Genomic DNA, 14,788 nt, shown 5'->3' with positions numbered 1-14,788 from the left:
ACCGATGACCCAGACCGCCATCCCCTGCACGCTGATGCGCGGCGGCACCAGCCGCGGCCCCTATTTCCTCGCCTCCGACCTGCCCGCGAGCCGCGAGGAGATCGCGAAGGTGCTGCTCGCCGTCATGGGCAGCCCCGATGCGCGGCAGATCGACGGCCTGGGCGGCGCGACCACGCTGACGAGCAAGGTTTGCATCGTCTCCCCCGCCGCGGCGGGTGAGAAGCAGCAGGTGGACTACCTCTTCGCCCAGGTCTCGGTGGACAAGGCCTTCGTGGATTTCGGCCCGACCTGCGGCAACATGCTGGCGGGCATCGGCCCCTTCGCCATCGAGAAGGGCCTCGTGCCCGCGCGCGAAGGCGAGACCTCCGTGCTCATCCGCGCGGTCAACACCGGCGCGCTGATCGAGGCAGTGGTGCAGACGCCTGGCGGGCGCGTCACCTATGAGGGCGATACCGCGATCGCCGGCGTCCCCGGCACCGCGGCACCCATCGTGCTGAACTTCGCCGATGCCGTGGGCGGCGCGACCGGCAGGCTGCTGCCAACCGGCAACGCCAAGGACGTGATCGGGGGCGTGGAGGTCACCTGCCTCGATGTCGCGATGCCGGTGGTGATCGCGCGCGCCGCCGATCTCGGCAAGACGGCGCGCGAGACCGCGAAGGAACTCGACGCCGACCGCGACTTCATGGCGCGCATCGAGCGCATCCGCCGCGCCGCCTCCCTGGCGATGGGCATGGGCGATGCGGAAGGCCGCGTCATCCCGAAATTCGCCATCGTCGCCGAGCCCGCCGGCGGCGCGGGCATCGCCGCGCGCTACTTCACGCCGCTCGCCTGCCACGAGGCGATGGCCGTCACGGGCGGCATCTGCATCGCCACCGCCTGCATGCTGCCGGGCACGGTGGCCGACGGCCTCGCGCGCATCGGCCCCAACGAGCGCGAGACCATCCTCCTCGAACACCCGACCGGGCAGATGGAAGCCGTGATCAGCACGCGCCGCGCCGGCGACGGGGCGGTGGAGGTGCTCGGCGGCGGCACGCTGCGCACCGCGCGCAAGCTGATGGCGGGCGAGGTCTTCATCCCCGCCCGCATCTGGCCCGGCCGCTGAGCGCGCCCACCCTCTACATCGACGGCGACGCCTGCCCGGTGCGGGAGGAATGCTACCGCGTCGCCGGCCGTCTCGGCCTCGCCGTCGTCGTCGTCGGCAACGGCTCGCGCGGCGTGCGGCCGCCGCCCCTGCCAGGGGGGCGCATCGTCGTGGTGGGCGAGGGCGCGGACGCGGCGGATGACTGGATCGTGGAGCACATCGCGGCCGGCGATGTCTGCGTCACCGCGGACATCCCGCTTGCCGCGCGCTGCCTCGCCAAGGGCGCGAAGGCGCTGGCGCCGAACGGGCGCGTCTGGGACGGCGACAACATCGGCGGCGCGCTCGCCAGCCGCGCGATCGGCCGCAGCCTGCGGGAGGCGGGGGTGGCGACCGGCGGGCCGCCGCCGCTCGACCGCGCGGCGCGCTCGCGCTTCCTGCAGGCGCTCGACGGGCTGGTCCAGGCCTCGCTGCGCGGCGCGTGACGCCCCGCGCGGGCTGCAACCTCTCGCGCGCCGGCCGCTACCGCCGGAACAGCCAGAAGCCTGCCGCGCAGGCGGCGATGCTCAGCCCGACCGACACCGCGACGTAGAGCACCGCCAGCGCCGGGGCGCGCGCCCAGAGCGACACCGTGTCGATCGAGAAGGCGGAGAAGGTGGTGAAACCGCCGAGCAGCCCCGTGATCAGCAGGTAGCGCGCCTGCCCGTCGAGCCCGGCCGCGACCAGCGCGCCGATCACGGCGCTGCCGATCACGTTGACCGCGAGCGTCCCCCACGGAAACCCGGCCCCGAACAGCGCCAGCCCGGCCATCGAGACCAGGTAGCGCAGCACCGAGCCGGCCGCGCCGCCGAGCGCGACCAGAGCAACCGACGACGCAGTGACACCGTTCATGACATCCCCATCCGGCCCCATCGCCGCGTGCCATCCCTGCGCGGGCAAGGCCAGCCCCTCCCCGCCTTGTCCGGTTCTCGCGCCCGGCCATGACGCGGGAGGCGGGCGCGGTGCCGGCACGCCCGGCCCTGCCCGCCGGCAAGGATGCAAGGCGACCGGTTCCGGCCGCGCCAAGCCCGGCCGCGCATGCCGATGCGGCGCCTTCAGCCGCGCCGGCGCTTGCGGCGCAGCGCCTCCCACCGCGCCATGCGCTCGGCCACCGCGGCCTCGGCCCCGCGGTCGGTCGGGCGGTAGTAGGATTGCCTGGCCATCCCCTCGGGGAAATAGTCCTGGCCGGAGAAGCCCTCCTCGGCATGGTGGTCGTATTCGTAGCCGGCGCCGTAGCCGATCTCCTGCATCAGTTTCGTCGGCGCGTTCAGGATGTGCTTCGGCGGCATCAGCGAGCCGGTCTCCTTCGCCGCGCGCATGGCAGCGCCGAAGGCGGCATAGACCGCATTCGACTTCGGCGCGGTGGCGAGATGGACGACGAGCTGCGCGAGCGCGAGCTCACCCTCCGGCGAGCCGAGCCGCTCGAAACTCTCCCACGCCGCGATGGCGAGCGGCAGCGCGCGCGGGTCCGCCATGCCGACATCCTCGGCGGCGAAGCGCGTCAGGCGCCGGGCGATGAAGCGCGGATCCTCCCCGCCCACCAGCATCCGCGCGAACCAGTAGAGCGCCGCATCCGGATCCGACCCGCGCATCGCCTTGTGCAGCGCGGAGATCAGGTTGTAGTGCTCCTCCCGGTCCTTGTCGTAGAGCGCCGCGCGCTTCGCGAGCAGCGCGGAGAGCGCCGCGGTGTCGAGCGGCTTCGCGCGCGCGGGCAGCGCGAAGACCTGCTCGGCCATGTTGAGCAGGTAGCGCCCGTCGCCATCGGCCATCGCGCGCATCGTCGCGCGCGCGGCGGGCGCGAGCGGAAGGGCGCGGCCGGTCAGCGCCTCGGCACGCGCCAGGAGCTGCTCCAGCGCGGCGTCGTCCAGCCGCTTCAGCACCATCACCTGGCAGCGCGACAGCAGCGCGCCGTTCAGCGCGAAGGAGGGGTTCTCGGTCGTCGCGCCGACCAGCGTGACGGTGCCGTCCTCGACCACCGGCAGGAAGCCGTCCTGCTGGGCACGGTTGAAGCGGTGGATCTCGTCCACGAAGAGCAGCGTGCCCTGGCCGTTCGTCTTGCGCGCGCGCGCCTCGTCGAAGGCGCGCTTGAGGTCGGCGACGCCCGAGAACACCGCCGAGAGTGCGGCGAAGCGCAGCCCCGCCGCCTCGGCCAGCAGCCGCGCGATGGTGGTCTTGCCCACCCCGGGCGGCCCCCACAGGATCAGCGAGGCGAGCGAGCCGCGCGCGAGCATCCGCGCGATGCTGCCCTCCTCGCCCAGCAGGTGGTCCTGGCCCACCACATCATCGAGCCTGCGCGGCCGCAGCCGGTCGGCGAGCGGGCGTGCGGCCTCGGCGGCGGGCGTCGCGCTCGCCGGGGCATCGCCGAAGAGATCGAGGCGGTCTGGCACGCCGCCATCATGCCCCGGGGCCGCGCCCCGATCCATCGGCCGGGGCGGCGATTCCCGTTCCTCGGGCCGCGGAGCGCCAGGATCCCGCCCGGGCGCGGCCGGCCGGCCGAGGCGGCGCGCGCCCTGAAACCTTGCAGGCCGCCGCCGCGGGGCGGCCCTGCGCGGATTGTGCGCCCGCGCCCCGCATGCCATCGGGACCGGGCATGAGCACGCCCGCGCCGCCCCCGCCGGAGGCCGTCCGCCTCGATGTCGAGGTGACGATGCCCGATGTCGAGGCGTTCAACCTCCTGGTGGCCTTCTCGCCCCGGCTGCGTGCCCGCTGGCGCAGGCAGTTCCTGCTCATCTACGGGCTCGCCGCCGTGGTCCTGCCGGGATGGAACCTCTACAGCCTCGGCCTCGCGGGCTTCGACCCGCTGGCCCACGGCATCGTGCCGCTGCTGATCCTCGGCGTCCTTGCGGCCATCGTCACGCCGCTGAGCTACGCGGCGCATCGCTGGAACGTGCGGCGGGTCGTGCGCGCCATGGTGGGGCGCTCCCCGCGGGAGGACTATCTCGGCCCCAAGCGCATCGAGGCGAGCCCCGAGGGCATCTCGGTCAGCGGCGCGAACAGCCTGAACCGCTACGGCTGGGATGCCGTCATCGGCCTGCGGGAGACGGAGGGGCTGCTGCTCGTGATGCTGGGCGAGACGCTCGCCATCCTCGTGCCGAAGCGCGGCCAGGATCCGGCGCGGCTCGAGGCGCTGCGCGCCATGGTGCGGGCCCGCGCCGCCCCGCCCGAAACCAAGCCTTAACTTGACGGCGCGGGTGGGGTCGGGACAGGGGGAGCCATGCTCCGCCGCGCCCTCCTCGCCCTGCCCCTCGCCGCCCCCGCCCTGGCCCAGGCCCCCGCCGACCGGCCGGTGCGCCTCGTCATCGCCTTCCCGCCGGGCGGTTCGACCGACATCCTCGCGCGGCTGATCGCGCCCCGCATGGGTGAACTGCTCGGCACCACTGTGACGCCCGAGAACCGCTCCGGCGCATCGGGCGCCGTCGGCGCCGGCCATGTCGCGCAATCCCCGCCCGACGGGTCCACTGTGCTGATCGATTCCGGCGGGCAGTCGGTGAACCCCTTCCTGATGCGCGGCCTCGCCTTCGACTATGTGCGGGACCTCGCCCCGGTCACGCTGCTCGCAACCCTGCCGCTGATCCTGGTCGCGCGGGCGGAGTTCGGCGCCGGGTCGCTGCCCGCCCTGCTCGCCCGGCTGCGCGAGGAGCCCGCCCAGGCCCGCTACGGCAGCGTCGGCGTCGGCGCGCGCGTGCACCTCGCCATGGCGCAGTTGCTGCGCCGCGCCGGCATCCGCGGGGAGCACATCCCCTATCGCGGCGGCGCCGACCAGATCGCCGGCCTGCTGCGCGGCGACACGCCCTTCGGCTTCACCTCGCCCGCCCTCGCCGCGCCGCTGGTCCGCGAGGGGCGGGTCAAGGCGCTCGCCGTCTCATCACCCGAGCGCTTCCCCGGGCTGCCGGAGGTGCCGACCGTCGCGGAGCAGGGCTTCCCCGGCTTCGCCATGGGCGACTGGCTCGGCCTGCTGGTGCCGGCGGCGACCCCGGCGCCGGTGGTCCAGCGCATCGCCGCCGCGGCGGCGGATGCGGTGAACCAGCCGGCGCTGCGCCCGCGCCTCGATGCGCTGGGGCTGCTGCCCGCCGCCGAGGGCCCGGCCGCCTTCGCCCGCTTCCTCGCCGCCGAGCGCGCCGAGATGGAGGCGCTGATCCGCGGCGAGGGCATCCGCCTCGACAGTTGAGCCGCGGCGGTCCATCCATCCCCGGTGACGATCCCGGGGAGGACCGAGCCATGAACCGCCGCAGCCTGATCACCGCCGCCCTCGCGGCGCCCGCCCTGGCCTCCGTGGCCCGCGCGCAGGGGGCCGCCTGGTCGCCCTCGCGCCCCATCCGGCTGATCGCGCCCTATCCGCCGGGCGGCGGGGTGGACACCACCTCGCGGCTGCTCGCCGGCCCGATGGGCGCGCTGCTCGGCCAGCCGGTGGTGGTGGAGAACCGCGCCGGCGCGGGCGGCTCGATCGGCGCGGCGGAACTCGCGCGCAGCGCGCCCGACGGGCACAGCATCATGGTGGACGCCATGGCGCATACGGTGAACCCGCACCTGATCCGCAACCTGCCCTTCGACTACGCGACCGCCTTCGCGCCCATCAGCCAGGTGGTGGTGCTGCCGCAGATCCTCGCGGTGAACCCGCAGAAGGTGCCGGCGAAGACGGTGCAGGAGTTCCTCGCCTGGGCGCGGCCGCGGGCGCGGGAACTCTCCTACGGCTCCTCGGGCAATGCCACGGCGGCGCATCTCGCCGCGGCGCTGTTCCTCAACCGCGCGGGGCTCGACATCACCCATGTCCCCTATCGCGGCGGCACACCGGCGCTGCAGGACCTGCTCGGCGGCAACATCGTCTTCGTCTTCGGCACCGTCTCCTCGACGCTGCAGCTCGTGCGCGACGGGCGGCTGGTGGCGCTCGGCGTCTCGACCGCCCAGCGCATCGCGCCGCTGCCCGAGGTGCCGACCATCGCCGAACAGGGCTTCGAAGGGTTCGAGCTGAACGAATGGAACGGCCTCTACGCCCCCGCCGGCACGCCCGCCCCGGCGGTGCAGCGGCTGTTCGAGGCCGCGCGGCATGCCCTCGCGGACGCCACGGTGCGCCAGCGCCTCGACGCGCTCGGCGCGCTGCCCCTCGGCACCGAGCCCGCCGCCTTCGCCCGGCATGTGGCCGAGCAGCGGGAGCTGATGGGCCGCATCGTCCGCGAGGCCCGCATCGAGGCCGGCTGAGCCCCTTGATCCGCATCAACGGCGGCTCCCGGACACCACATTAATCACAGTTCACACGCCACGGAGGCCCGGCATGCGCGCGCGCGACATCATGACCACCGACCCGATCACCGTCCCGCCCGAGACGCCGCTCGAGGCGGTGGCGGCGCTGATGGCCGACCGCGGCATCTCGGGCCTGCCGGTGGTGGACGAGGAGGGGCGCCTCGTCGGCCTCGTCACCGACGGCGACCTGATGCGCCGCCTTTCGGCCAAGGAGGACAAGCCCGCCTCCTTCTTCGCGACCCTGCTCGGCGCCACCGCCGACCAGGCCATGGCCTATGCCCGCGCCCATGGCCGGCGCGTGCGCGACGTGATGAGCACCAACCTTGCCACCGTGACCGAGGACGCCACGGTCGAGGAGGTCGCGCACATCCTGGAGACGAAGCGCATCCGCCGCGTGCCGGTGCTGCGCGACGGCGTCCTGGTCGGCGTCGTCTCCCGCGCCGACCTGCTGCGCGCGGTGATGCAGCCCCTGGGCAGCGGCGCCGAGCAGGAGGCCTCCGACCCGCGCATCCGGCGCGAGATCCTCGCGCGCATGCGGGCCGAGCCCTGGATCAGCACCCGCTTCGTCTTCCCGATGGTCAAGGACGGCGTGGTTTCCTTCCACGGCTTCCTCTCGGCGCAGGAGACCAAGACGGCGCTGCGCGTCCTCGCCGAGGGCGTGCCCGGCGTGAAGAAGGTGGTGTTCGACACCAGCCCAGCGCCGAAGATGATGATCGGCATGCCCTGACGGGGCCGTGGCGCGGCGTGGCTCCCGCGCCGCGCGCCGTTCCCATGCCGGCGGATGGGAGGTCGCATCCTTCCCCCGCGGGCGTCGCGCCCGGAGCCGGCGGATCGCCTGCGCGCGGAACCGGGGGCCGAGGGCCGGCAGGGAAGGTCTGGGCCTTCGCCCGCCGCGCGTCAGGCGCGGATCACCCGCAGCCGGACCGCGCGGCTGAACAGGTCGATCGCGGCGACCATGACGAGGATCATCAGCACGATGAAGGCCGCCTCGTCCCAGTTGTTGATGCGGATGCGGTCGGACAGAGCGAGCCCGATCCCGCCCGCGCCCACGATGCCGAGCACGGTCGAGGACCGCGCATTGGATTCCAGCGTGTAGAGCACCTGCGAGAGCATCAGCGGCGCCACCTGCGGCAGCAGCCCGAAGCGCACCGCGAGAAGCCGCCCGGAGCCGCCGGCGCGCACCCCCTCCACCTGGCGCCGGTCCGCCCCCTCCAGCGCCTCGGAGAACAGCTTGGCGAGCGTGCCGACATCGGGCACCGCGAGGGCGAGGATCCCCGCGAAGGGCCCCATCCCGACCGCCGAGACGAAGATCAGCGCCCAGATCAGCGTGTCGATGCCGCGCAGCCCGTCATAGAGCCGCCGCACCGAGAAGCGCAGCATCGCGCTGCCCACGATGTTGCCCGCGCCGAGCAGCGCCAGCGGCAGCGCCACCAGCGCGGCGATCAGCGTCCCGAGGAAGGCCATGGCCATGCTCTCGGCGAGGCCGTGCAGCAGCTCGGGCAGCACCCCGCCCGGCGAGGGCGGCCACATCAGCGCGAAGAGCCAGCCGAGGCGAGAAAGCCCCTCCCAGATGCGCGCGGGATTCGCATCCACGCGCCACAGCCCGACCAGCAGCACCAGGACGCCGAGGCCGAAGAGCAGCGGCGTCGCGCCGAGGCGCGCCGGTCGCGGCGCGGGCCGCGCTTCCTGCGGCGGCAGGCTCCGCTTCATGCCCGCACCCCGATGACGCGCCGGCGCAGCCGCCCGCAGATCACGTCGATCACCGCGACGGTGGCCAGGATCAGCACCAGGATCGCGGAGATGTCCTGGTATTCGAACTGCCGCACCGCGAGATACAGCTCCTCCCCGATGCCGCCCGCGCCGACGATGCCGAGCACGCTCGCCTCCCGCACATTGATCTCGAAGCGCAGCAGCCCGTAGGACAGCACGCCGGGCAGGGATTGCGGCAGCACGCCGAAGCGCATCTGCGCGGGCCAGGAGCCGCCGGCCGCGCGCACCGCCTCGACCGGGCCGAGGGAGACGTTCTCATGCTCCTCGGCGAAGAGCTTGCCGAGCGCACCGGCCGAATGCACCGCGATCGCGAGCACGCCGGCGAAGGGCCCGAGGCCGAAGGCGTAGACGAAGACCAGCGCCAGCACGAGCGTCGGCACGGTTCGCATGAACTCGAGCAGCCGCCGCACCGGCCCGACCACCCAGCCCGGCGCGAGGGTGGAGGCGGCGGGGAAGGAGAGCAGCAGCGCCGCCGCCGCGCCGAGCACCGTGCCGACATAGGCGATCAGCAGCGTGTCGCCGAGCAGCGCCACCCAGTCGCCGAAGCCCCACATCCAGTGCGCGATGTCCGCACCGACCGAGGCGAGGCCGATCTCGGGCAGGGTGCGGTGGATGTAGTCCCAGGCCAGCGGCAGGCCGCGCACCAGGCGGGCCGGGCTCACCTCGCCGATCCAGGCCGAGGCCAGCACCGCCGCCGCGAAGCACGCCCCGCCGAGGGCCACCGCGCGCCAGCGCCGCGTGCGCGCCGCGCGCCAGCGCCCTTCCGCGGCGAGGACGGCGCCGGCGGTCACGCTCAGGAACGCCGCTCGCGCCGCCGCTGCGCGTTCTCCTCGAGGATGGCCATGATGTCGAGGTAGTCCTCGTGCCGCGCGGGCGCGAGGCCGCGCGCATTGGAGGACATCGCGCGGAACGCCTCGGGGTCGCGTTCCGGCATGGCGGCGAAGGCGGCGATCACGTCGCGGCGGAAGCCCTCGGGCAGGTCCATCCGCAGCACGATCGGCGAGTTCGGGATCAGCGGCGAGCGCCAGACCACGCGCACCGCGCCGGCCGGGATCATACCCTTCTCGGCCATGCGCTGGAAGGTGTTCCGCTCGTCGTTGGAATAGGCCACCACGGCGGCGTCGTAGGTGCCGTTGATCACCGCCATCACGCCCTGCTCGTGGCTGCCGGTGAAGCCGGTGCGGGAGAAGAAGGTGGCGGGGTCCATGCCCTGGCGACGCAGGAACCAGCCCGGCACCTGGAAGCCCGAGGTCGAGTTCGGGTCGCTGAAGCCGAGCGTGCGGCCGCGCATGTCCTCGAGCCGCTGCACCGGGCTGTCGGCCTTGACGATCATCACGCTGTGGTAGCCTTCCATCCCCGCGTTATCGAGGTAGCGGAAGATCGGCGCGATGCGCTCGCCCATCACGCGCCGCGCGAGGCCGTAGGAGGCCGGCCCTAGATAGCCGAGCTCGGCATGGCCGGAGCGCAGCGCCTCGACCACCGCGGCGTAGTCGGAGCCGCGGAAGACGCGGAAGGGCACGCCGAGCTCGCGGCCCATATAGGCCGAGAGCCCCTGCAGCCGCGCGATCGCATCGCGCTCGTTCTCCACCGAGATCATGCCGAAGCGCACCTCGCGCAGCCCGGCGCGCCAGTCGGCCTGGGCGGCGGCGGCCGCGGGGAGAAGCAGGGCGAGGGCGGGCAGGGCAAGGGCGGCGCGGCGGGCGATCATGGCGGCATCTCCGTCTTTGGCGGGCGGCATCTGCCACGCCATCCGCGATGGCCCGGTGACAGGCCGGTGAAGAAGCGGTGACGGCGATTGCCCTTGCTTTCGCATCTGCGAAGGCGCATAGGAGTCACATCGCGCGGATGTCCCGCGCGCCACGCGCCGCCCGGCTGCGTGATCGGTCCCCGCCGCTTCCCATGGCCCAGAAGGCCGGAAGCGCGGTGCGGGCCCGGGCCGGGCTCAGGCGCGCCACCCACCGGACGGTCCCAATCCCGCGGGGCTTTCTCACCGCAGCGACGCGCGCCGCGACAGACCCGGCGCGCGCGTGACAGGACATATCGTGACCACGACTTTCGAGGCCCTCGGCCTCGACACCCGCATCCTCCAGGCGCTCGCCGAGGAGGGCTACTCCATCCCCACCCCCATCCAGGCGCAGTCCATCCCCACGGTGATGGAAGGCCGCGACCTGCTCGGCATCGCGCAGACCGGCACCGGCAAGACCGCCGCCTTCGCGCTGCCCATCCTGCACCGCCTCGCCCAGCAGAAGGGCCGTCCGCCGCGCTTCAGCTGCCGCGTGCTGGTGCTGAGCCCGACGCGCGAACTCGCCTCCCAGATCGCGGCGAGCCTGCGCGCCTATGGCCGCCACCTCGGCCTGAGCACCGCGGTGGTGTTCGGCGGCGTCGGCTTCGGCCCGCAGCGCAGCGCGCTCGCGCGCGGCATCGACATCCTGGTCGCGACGCCGGGCCGCCTGCAGGACCTGCTCGACCAGGGCGCCGGCCGGCTCGACCAGGTCGGCACGCTGGTGCTCGACGAGGCCGACCAGATGCTCGACAAGGGCTTCCTGCCGGCCATCCGCCGGCTGCTCAAGGCCATCCCGGCCGAGCGGCAGACGCTGTTCTTCAGCGCCACCATGCCCGCCGAGATCAACCGCCTCGCCGCCGAGATGCTGACCGACCCGGTCCGCGTCGCCGTCGCGCCGGTGGCCACCACCGCCGAGCGCGTCGCCCAGCGCGTCATCCATGTGCCCGCCGCCGGCAAGCGCCAGGTGCTCGCGGAGCTGCTGCGCATGGAGGGCATCGGGCGCACCCTGGTCTTCTCGCGCACCAAGCACGGTGCCGACCGGATCGTGAAGCAGCTCGACCAGGAAGGCATCGCGGCCAACGCCATCCACGGCAACAAGGCGCAGAACGCGCGCGAGCGGGCGCTCGCCGCCTTCCGCGACGGCTCCGCCCCGGTGCTGGTGGCGACCGACATCGCCGCGCGCGGCATCGACGTGGAGGGCGTCACGCACGTCATCCAGTTCGACCTGCCGGAGGTGCCGGAAACCTACGTCCACCGCATCGGCCGCACCGCGCGCGCCGGCGCCTCGGGCGAGGCGATCGCGCTCTGCTCGCACGAGGATCGCGACAAGCTCCGTGCCATCGAGCGCCTGATCCGCCAGCAGATTCCGGCCGAGACGCGCGGCGGCGCCGCGGCCCCCGAGCCGGCCCGCGCCCCTGCCCCGCCGCGCCCCGCCGCCCAGCCCAAGCCGCCGCGCGGCGCGCACAAGCCGGCCCGGCAGCCGCAGCACCGCCCGCACGGCCACGCCGCCCCGGCCGAGGCGCCGAAGCCGCCCCGCGGCGGCGACCAGCCGCGCCGCCGCCCCGCCGCCGAGCCGCCGCGCCGCGACCGCTCCTGGCGCGAGGGGGATTTCCGCGACGGCACCCCCGCGCCGGCCTTCCTGCGCCGGGGTCGCTGAGCGGAGGCCGGGGAACCGGCCTCATCACCGGCGGACGCGGGCGCCCTGCATCCGCCGGATCCCGGCCTTCGGCGCCGGATGCGAACGCCCGACCTTGAACCAAGGATCGGCCCGCCGCATCGCCCGGCGCCGTGCCGGGGATCACAGGGAACGCGACCCCGCGGGGCCCGCACGCGGCGGGGCGCGCATTCTTCTTTCCCCCGCCGGCCGCGGCGCGCCATCCTCCCGCCCAAGCCCGGGCCGGAGCCGGGCACGTCCAAGGGAGGCCCCATGACCGACGCACGCACGGCGCGCATCCGCGCGCCTCTCGCCCTGCTCGCCGCCGGCCTGCTGCCGCGCGCGGCCCTCGCCCAGCCGGCCGAGGCGCCCTCGGCCTGGCCCTCGCGCCCGATCCGGCTGATGGCCCCCTACCCGCCCGGCGGGCAGACCGACATCGTCGGCCGCTGGCTCGCCGAGCGCCTGCGCGCCCACCTCCCCCAGCCGATGATCGTGGAGAACCGCGCCGGCGCGCAGGGCATGATCGGCACCCAGGCCGCGCTGCAGGCGCCGCCGGACGGCTACACCGTGCTCTACGTCAATGCCTCGACCACGCTGATCAACCCGGTGATCCACGCCAATCCGGGCTACGACACCTTCCGCGACATGGCGCCCGTGGTGCAGCTCGGCACGGCGGCGCTGGTGCTGACGGTGCGCGCCGACCGGCCCATCAACTCGGTCGCCGACCTGGTCGCGGAGGCAAGGCGGCGGCCGGGGGAACTCTCCTACGCCTCCTTCGGCGTGGGCTCGGCCTCGCACCTCTTCGGCGCGATGCTGGAAAAGGCCGCGGATGTGCGGATGACCCACGTGCCGTATCGCGGCTCCGCCCCCGCCGTGCAGGACGTGATCGCCGGCAACGCCTTCCTCTCGATCAACGACGAGGCGGTGAGCATCCCGCAGATCCGCGACGGCCGCCTGAAGGCGCTCGCCGTCACCGGGCCCGTCCGCATCCCCGCCCTGCCCGACGTGCCGACCTTCCGGGAGGCCGGCTTCCCCGGCGGGCTCGAACTGCTCGGCTTCAACGGGCTGGTCATGCGCAGCGGCACGAGCCCGGCCATCATCCGGCGCTTCGCCGATGCCGTGCTGGCCGCCGTCAACCCGCCCGAGGCGCGCGAGCGCCTGCGCGCCATGGGCCTCGAGCCCACGCTGCTCGGCCCCGAGGCCTTCGCCGCGCAGCTCCGCCGCGACGCAGGGCCCTGGGCCGAGGCGGCCCGCGCCTCCGGCGCCCGCGTCGAATAGCGCCGGGCCGGAACGGCGAAGGGCCGGAGCGGCATCCCGCCCCGGCCCCCGTTCCGTCGCGCCGCGGCGCGGCCTCAGGCCATCACGAGGTTGTCCGGGATGGTCTGCCCGGCCTCGCGCATGAAGCGCGCGGCGCCGGGGTGGTAGGGCAGGAAGGTGTTCTTGTTGGCATTCGCGGCGAGCGTCTCCGACCCCGCCGCGATGGCCTGCTTCAGCCGGTCGTTCTGCGTCAGCACCGCCTTGACGATCTCATAGACGAGATCCTCGGGCAGGGTCCGGTGGCCGATGGCGAAATTGAACATGCCGACAATGTTCAGCGGCCGCCCGGCCTTGCGGTAGGTGCTGGCCGGAAGCTGCCCGGCCGCGACCTCGGGGAAGGCGCGGGTGATGGTCGCGATCTCCTCGGCGGTGAAGTCGAGGAAGTTCACGTCGGACTGCGTCTCGATCTCGGAGAAGGCCGGCACCGGCACGCCCGAGGCGAAGAGGAAGGCATCGAGCAGCCCGTCCTGGAGCTGGCCCGCCATGTCCGAGCCCGAGCCGAAGCGGATGTTCGCCGGGCGGATGTTCAGCCGCTGCAGGATCAGCGGCCAGTAGGTGCCCGGCGTGCCGCCGCGCGGCCCGAGGCCGATGTTCTTGCCGTTGAGGTCCGCGAGCTTGGTGATGTTCGACCGGCGCAGCGCGATGCCGTGGAAGGGCGTGTCGTACATCGGGAACAGGGCGCGGATGTCGCGCATCTGCTGGCCCTGGGTCCACTGGCCGTCGCCGTTCCAGGCCTGCAGGGCGACGCCCATGGTCACCATGCCGAGCTCGACCTCGCGCCGCTGGACCAGGATGATGTTCTGGTTCGGGCCCTGGGTGGCGCGGTAGGAGATCTGCACCCCCGTCGCCTCCTGCGCGATCTGGCCCCAGGCCGGGCCATAGAGGGCGTAGGTCCCGCCCGGCGCGGCGGTGCCCATGTTGAGCGCGCGCGGCCAGGCCGGGTTGCGCGGCTGCGCGAGGGCCTTGCGGCCGAGCCCGGCCACGGCGAGGCCGGCGGCAGCGCCGGCGATGACAGTCCTTCTGAGCACTTCGGGATCCTCCCAGCGTTGATTCCTGCGGCTACATGCCCGAAGGCGGCGTCGGAAGGCAAACACGCAGGGGTTGCATGACACCCCGGCGGTCAGCCGAACACCTCGGGCCAGGCGGCCATCAGGGCGGCGTCGGCCTCCTCCATCGTCGCGGGGATGCCCAAGGCATGCAGGCTCGTCACCCCGTGCTCGCTGATGCCGCAGGGCACGATGCCGCCGAAATGGGTGAGGTCCGGGTCCACGTTCAGCGCCACGCCGTGCCAGGTGACCCAGCGCGTCACCCGCACGCCGATGGCGGCGATCTTGTCCTCCCGGCCGGTGGCGCGGTTGGCGACCCAGAGGCCGATCCGCCCCTCCCGCCGCTCGGCCCGCACATTGAAGCGGTCCAGCGCGCGGATCAGCCATTCCTCGAGCCCGTGGACATAGGCCCGGATGTCGCGCGGCGGCACGCTGCCGTGGCGGCGCTGGAGGTCGAGCATCACATAGGCGGTGCGCTGGCCCGGCCCGTGATAGGTCCATTGCCCGCCCCGCCCGGCCTCGAAGACGGGGAAGCGGGCCTCGCGCAGGTCCTCGGCCCGGGCCGAGGTGCCGGCGGTGTAGGTGGGTTCGTGCTCCACGAGCCAGATGCGCTCCCGCGCCGCCCCCTCGCGGATGGCGGCGATGTGGGCCTGCATCGCCGCGAGGGCGGGCCCGTAGGGGGTCCGCCCTTCGGCGACGATCCATTCGGGGGGGTGTGTTGCTGCCGGCGCGTGCATGGGCTATACGCCGCGCCCTCTACCGGGTTTGCGGTCGTGGCGGAATGGTAGACGCGCCAGCTTGAGGTGCTGGTGGGGGAAACCCCGTGGAAGTTCGACTCTTCTCGACCGCACCATGGCGCAGGA

At 74.0% G+C, this 14,788-nt stretch carries 15 protein-coding genes and 1 tRNA gene; 9 read left to right on the top strand and 7 right to left on the bottom strand.

Features of this window, described 5'->3' with window-relative positions; genetic code table 11:
• Positions 1 to 4 precede the first annotated feature (4 nt).
• The gene (locus tag FHS88_RS14470) at positions 5 to 1,102 is read left to right on the top strand and encodes a 4-oxalomesaconate tautomerase (protein WP_184485998.1); all 1,098 of its coding nucleotides are present in this window, start codon (positions 5 to 7) and stop codon (positions 1,100 to 1,102) included.
• The gene (locus FHS88_RS14465; protein WP_184486281.1) at positions 1,099 to 1,563 is read left to right on the top strand and encodes a YaiI/YqxD family protein; all 465 of its coding nucleotides are present in this window, start codon (positions 1,099 to 1,101) and stop codon (positions 1,561 to 1,563) included. The genes FHS88_RS14470 and FHS88_RS14465 overlap by 4 nt, the downstream gene beginning before the upstream one ends.
• Positions 1,564 to 1,600: 37 nt before the next feature.
• Here the strand turns inward: FHS88_RS14465 and crcB are convergent, their stop codons facing one another.
• Positions 1,601 to 1,969, bottom strand: coding sequence for a fluoride efflux transporter CrcB (gene crcB / locus FHS88_RS14460; protein WP_184485994.1), 369 nt, complete (start codon positions 1,967 to 1,969; stop codon positions 1,601 to 1,603).
• 203 nt (positions 1,970 to 2,172) lie between these two features.
• A complete protein-coding gene (locus FHS88_RS14455; RefSeq protein ID WP_184485991.1) occupies positions 2,173 to 3,540 on the bottom strand; it encodes a replication-associated recombination protein A in 1,368 nt (455 codons plus the stop codon).
• Positions 3,541 to 3,707: 167 nt separating this feature from the next.
• On the opposite strand from FHS88_RS14455, the gene FHS88_RS14450 reads away from it, so the two are divergent.
• From FHS88_RS14450 to FHS88_RS14435, 4 genes are all read left to right on the top strand, one after another.
• Positions 3,708 to 4,295: a YcxB family protein gene (locus FHS88_RS14450; protein ID WP_184485988.1), complete on the top strand. Its 588-nt coding sequence runs from the start codon at positions 3,708 to 3,710 to the stop codon at positions 4,293 to 4,295.
• A 36-nt stretch (positions 4,296 to 4,331) separates the two neighbouring features.
• Entirely contained in the window at positions 4,332 to 5,285 is a 954-nt protein-coding gene (locus FHS88_RS14445) for a Bug family tripartite tricarboxylate transporter substrate binding protein (RefSeq protein ID WP_184485985.1), read from the top strand.
• A 50-nt stretch (positions 5,286 to 5,335) separates the two neighbouring features.
• Positions 5,336 to 6,313 carry a Bug family tripartite tricarboxylate transporter substrate binding protein gene (locus FHS88_RS14440; protein WP_184485983.1) on the top strand — a complete coding sequence of 326 codons (978 nt, stop codon included), beginning with the start codon at positions 5,336 to 5,338 and terminating at the stop codon, positions 6,311 to 6,313.
• A gap of 73 nt (positions 6,314 to 6,386) precedes the next feature.
• Complete coding sequence (locus tag FHS88_RS14435; RefSeq protein ID WP_184485980.1) at positions 6,387 to 7,082, top strand: CBS domain-containing protein; 696 nt, start codon at positions 6,387 to 6,389, stop codon at positions 7,080 to 7,082.
• Positions 7,083 to 7,252: 170 nt separating this feature from the next.
• On the opposite strand, the gene phnE (FHS88_RS14430) is transcribed toward FHS88_RS14435, so the two are convergent.
• From phnE (FHS88_RS14430) to phnD, 3 genes are read right to left on the bottom strand one after another with little or no spacing between them, the layout of a single operon-like run.
• Entirely contained in the window at positions 7,253 to 8,065 is an 813-nt protein-coding gene (gene phnE / locus FHS88_RS14430) for a phosphonate ABC transporter, permease protein PhnE (RefSeq protein ID WP_184485976.1), read from the bottom strand.
• Positions 8,062 to 8,916 (bottom strand): phosphonate ABC transporter, permease protein PhnE, encoded by an 855-nt coding sequence (gene phnE, locus FHS88_RS14425; protein ID WP_338146579.1) that lies wholly within the window; start codon positions 8,914 to 8,916, stop codon positions 8,062 to 8,064. The genes phnE (FHS88_RS14430) and phnE (FHS88_RS14425) overlap by 4 nt, the downstream gene beginning before the upstream one ends.
• A gap of 2 nt (positions 8,917 to 8,918) precedes the next feature.
• Entirely contained in the window at positions 8,919 to 9,833 is a 915-nt protein-coding gene (gene phnD, locus FHS88_RS14420) for a phosphate/phosphite/phosphonate ABC transporter substrate-binding protein (RefSeq protein ID WP_184485972.1), read from the bottom strand.
• A 334-nt stretch (positions 9,834 to 10,167) separates the two neighbouring features.
• On the opposite strand from phnD, the gene FHS88_RS14415 reads away from it, so the two are divergent.
• Together FHS88_RS14415 and FHS88_RS14410 are read left to right on the top strand one after the other, a co-directional pair.
• Positions 10,168 to 11,565, top strand: coding sequence for a DEAD/DEAH box helicase (locus tag FHS88_RS14415; protein WP_184485969.1), 1,398 nt, complete (start codon positions 10,168 to 10,170; stop codon positions 11,563 to 11,565).
• 270 nt (positions 11,566 to 11,835) lie between these two features.
• Complete coding sequence (locus FHS88_RS14410; protein WP_184485965.1) at positions 11,836 to 12,840, top strand: Bug family tripartite tricarboxylate transporter substrate binding protein; 1,005 nt, start codon at positions 11,836 to 11,838, stop codon at positions 12,838 to 12,840.
• Positions 12,841 to 12,914: 74 nt separating this feature from the next.
• Here the strand turns inward: FHS88_RS14410 and FHS88_RS14405 are convergent, their stop codons facing one another.
• Together FHS88_RS14405 and lipB are read right to left on the bottom strand one after the other, a co-directional pair.
• The gene (locus tag FHS88_RS14405; RefSeq protein ID WP_184485962.1) at positions 12,915 to 13,907 is read right to left on the bottom strand and encodes a TAXI family TRAP transporter solute-binding subunit; all 993 of its coding nucleotides are present in this window, start codon (positions 13,905 to 13,907) and stop codon (positions 12,915 to 12,917) included.
• Between the two features lie 92 nt (positions 13,908 to 13,999).
• The gene (lipB, locus tag FHS88_RS14400; protein WP_184485959.1) at positions 14,000 to 14,662 is read right to left on the bottom strand and encodes a lipoyl(octanoyl) transferase LipB; all 663 of its coding nucleotides are present in this window, start codon (positions 14,660 to 14,662) and stop codon (positions 14,000 to 14,002) included.
• A gap of 30 nt (positions 14,663 to 14,692) precedes the next feature.
• Here lipB and FHS88_RS14395 point away from each other — a divergent pair.
• Positions 14,693 to 14,778: transfer RNA gene (locus FHS88_RS14395), tRNA-Leu, on the top strand.
• Positions 14,779 to 14,788: the final 10 nt, after the last annotated feature.

The organism is Neoroseomonas alkaliterrae, assembly GCF_014199195.1.
Lineage (GTDB): Bacteria > Pseudomonadota > Alphaproteobacteria > Acetobacterales > Acetobacteraceae > Neoroseomonas > Neoroseomonas alkaliterrae.
Note: the sequence above shows the minus strand (reverse complement) of the source record. Positions and strands in the feature narration are given on the sequence as shown.

Excerpts from the sequence above, each read along its gene's own strand:
- FHS88_RS14450 (WP_184485988.1), top strand. The coding sequence starts at position 3,708 with ATGAGCACGCCCGCGCCGCCCCCGCCGGAGGCCGTCCGCCTCGATGTC.
- crcB (WP_184485994.1), bottom strand. The coding sequence starts at position 1,969 with ATGAACGGTGTCACTGCGTCGTCGGTTGCTCTGGTCGCGCTCGGCGGC.
- FHS88_RS14455 (WP_184485991.1), bottom strand. The coding sequence starts at position 3,540 with ATGGATCGGGGCGCGGCCCCGGGGCATGATGGCGGCGTGCCAGACCGC.
- FHS88_RS14435 (WP_184485980.1), top strand. The coding sequence starts at position 6,387 with ATGCGCGCGCGCGACATCATGACCACCGACCCGATCACCGTCCCGCCC.
- phnD (WP_184485972.1), bottom strand. The coding sequence starts at position 9,833 with ATGATCGCCCGCCGCGCCGCCCTTGCCCTGCCCGCCCTCGCCCTGCTT.
- FHS88_RS14470 (WP_184485998.1), top strand. The coding sequence starts at position 5 with ATGACCCAGACCGCCATCCCCTGCACGCTGATGCGCGGCGGCACCAGC.
- FHS88_RS14445 (WP_184485985.1), top strand. The coding sequence starts at position 4,332 with ATGCTCCGCCGCGCCCTCCTCGCCCTGCCCCTCGCCGCCCCCGCCCTG.
- lipB (WP_184485959.1), bottom strand. The coding sequence starts at position 14,662 with ATGCACGCGCCGGCAGCAACACACCCCCCCGAATGGATCGTCGCCGAA.
- FHS88_RS14410 (WP_184485965.1), top strand. The coding sequence starts at position 11,836 with ATGACCGACGCACGCACGGCGCGCATCCGCGCGCCTCTCGCCCTGCTC.
- FHS88_RS14440 (WP_184485983.1), top strand. The coding sequence starts at position 5,336 with ATGAACCGCCGCAGCCTGATCACCGCCGCCCTCGCGGCGCCCGCCCTG.
- phnE (WP_184485976.1), bottom strand. The coding sequence starts at position 8,065 with ATGAAGCGGAGCCTGCCGCCGCAGGAAGCGCGGCCCGCGCCGCGACCG.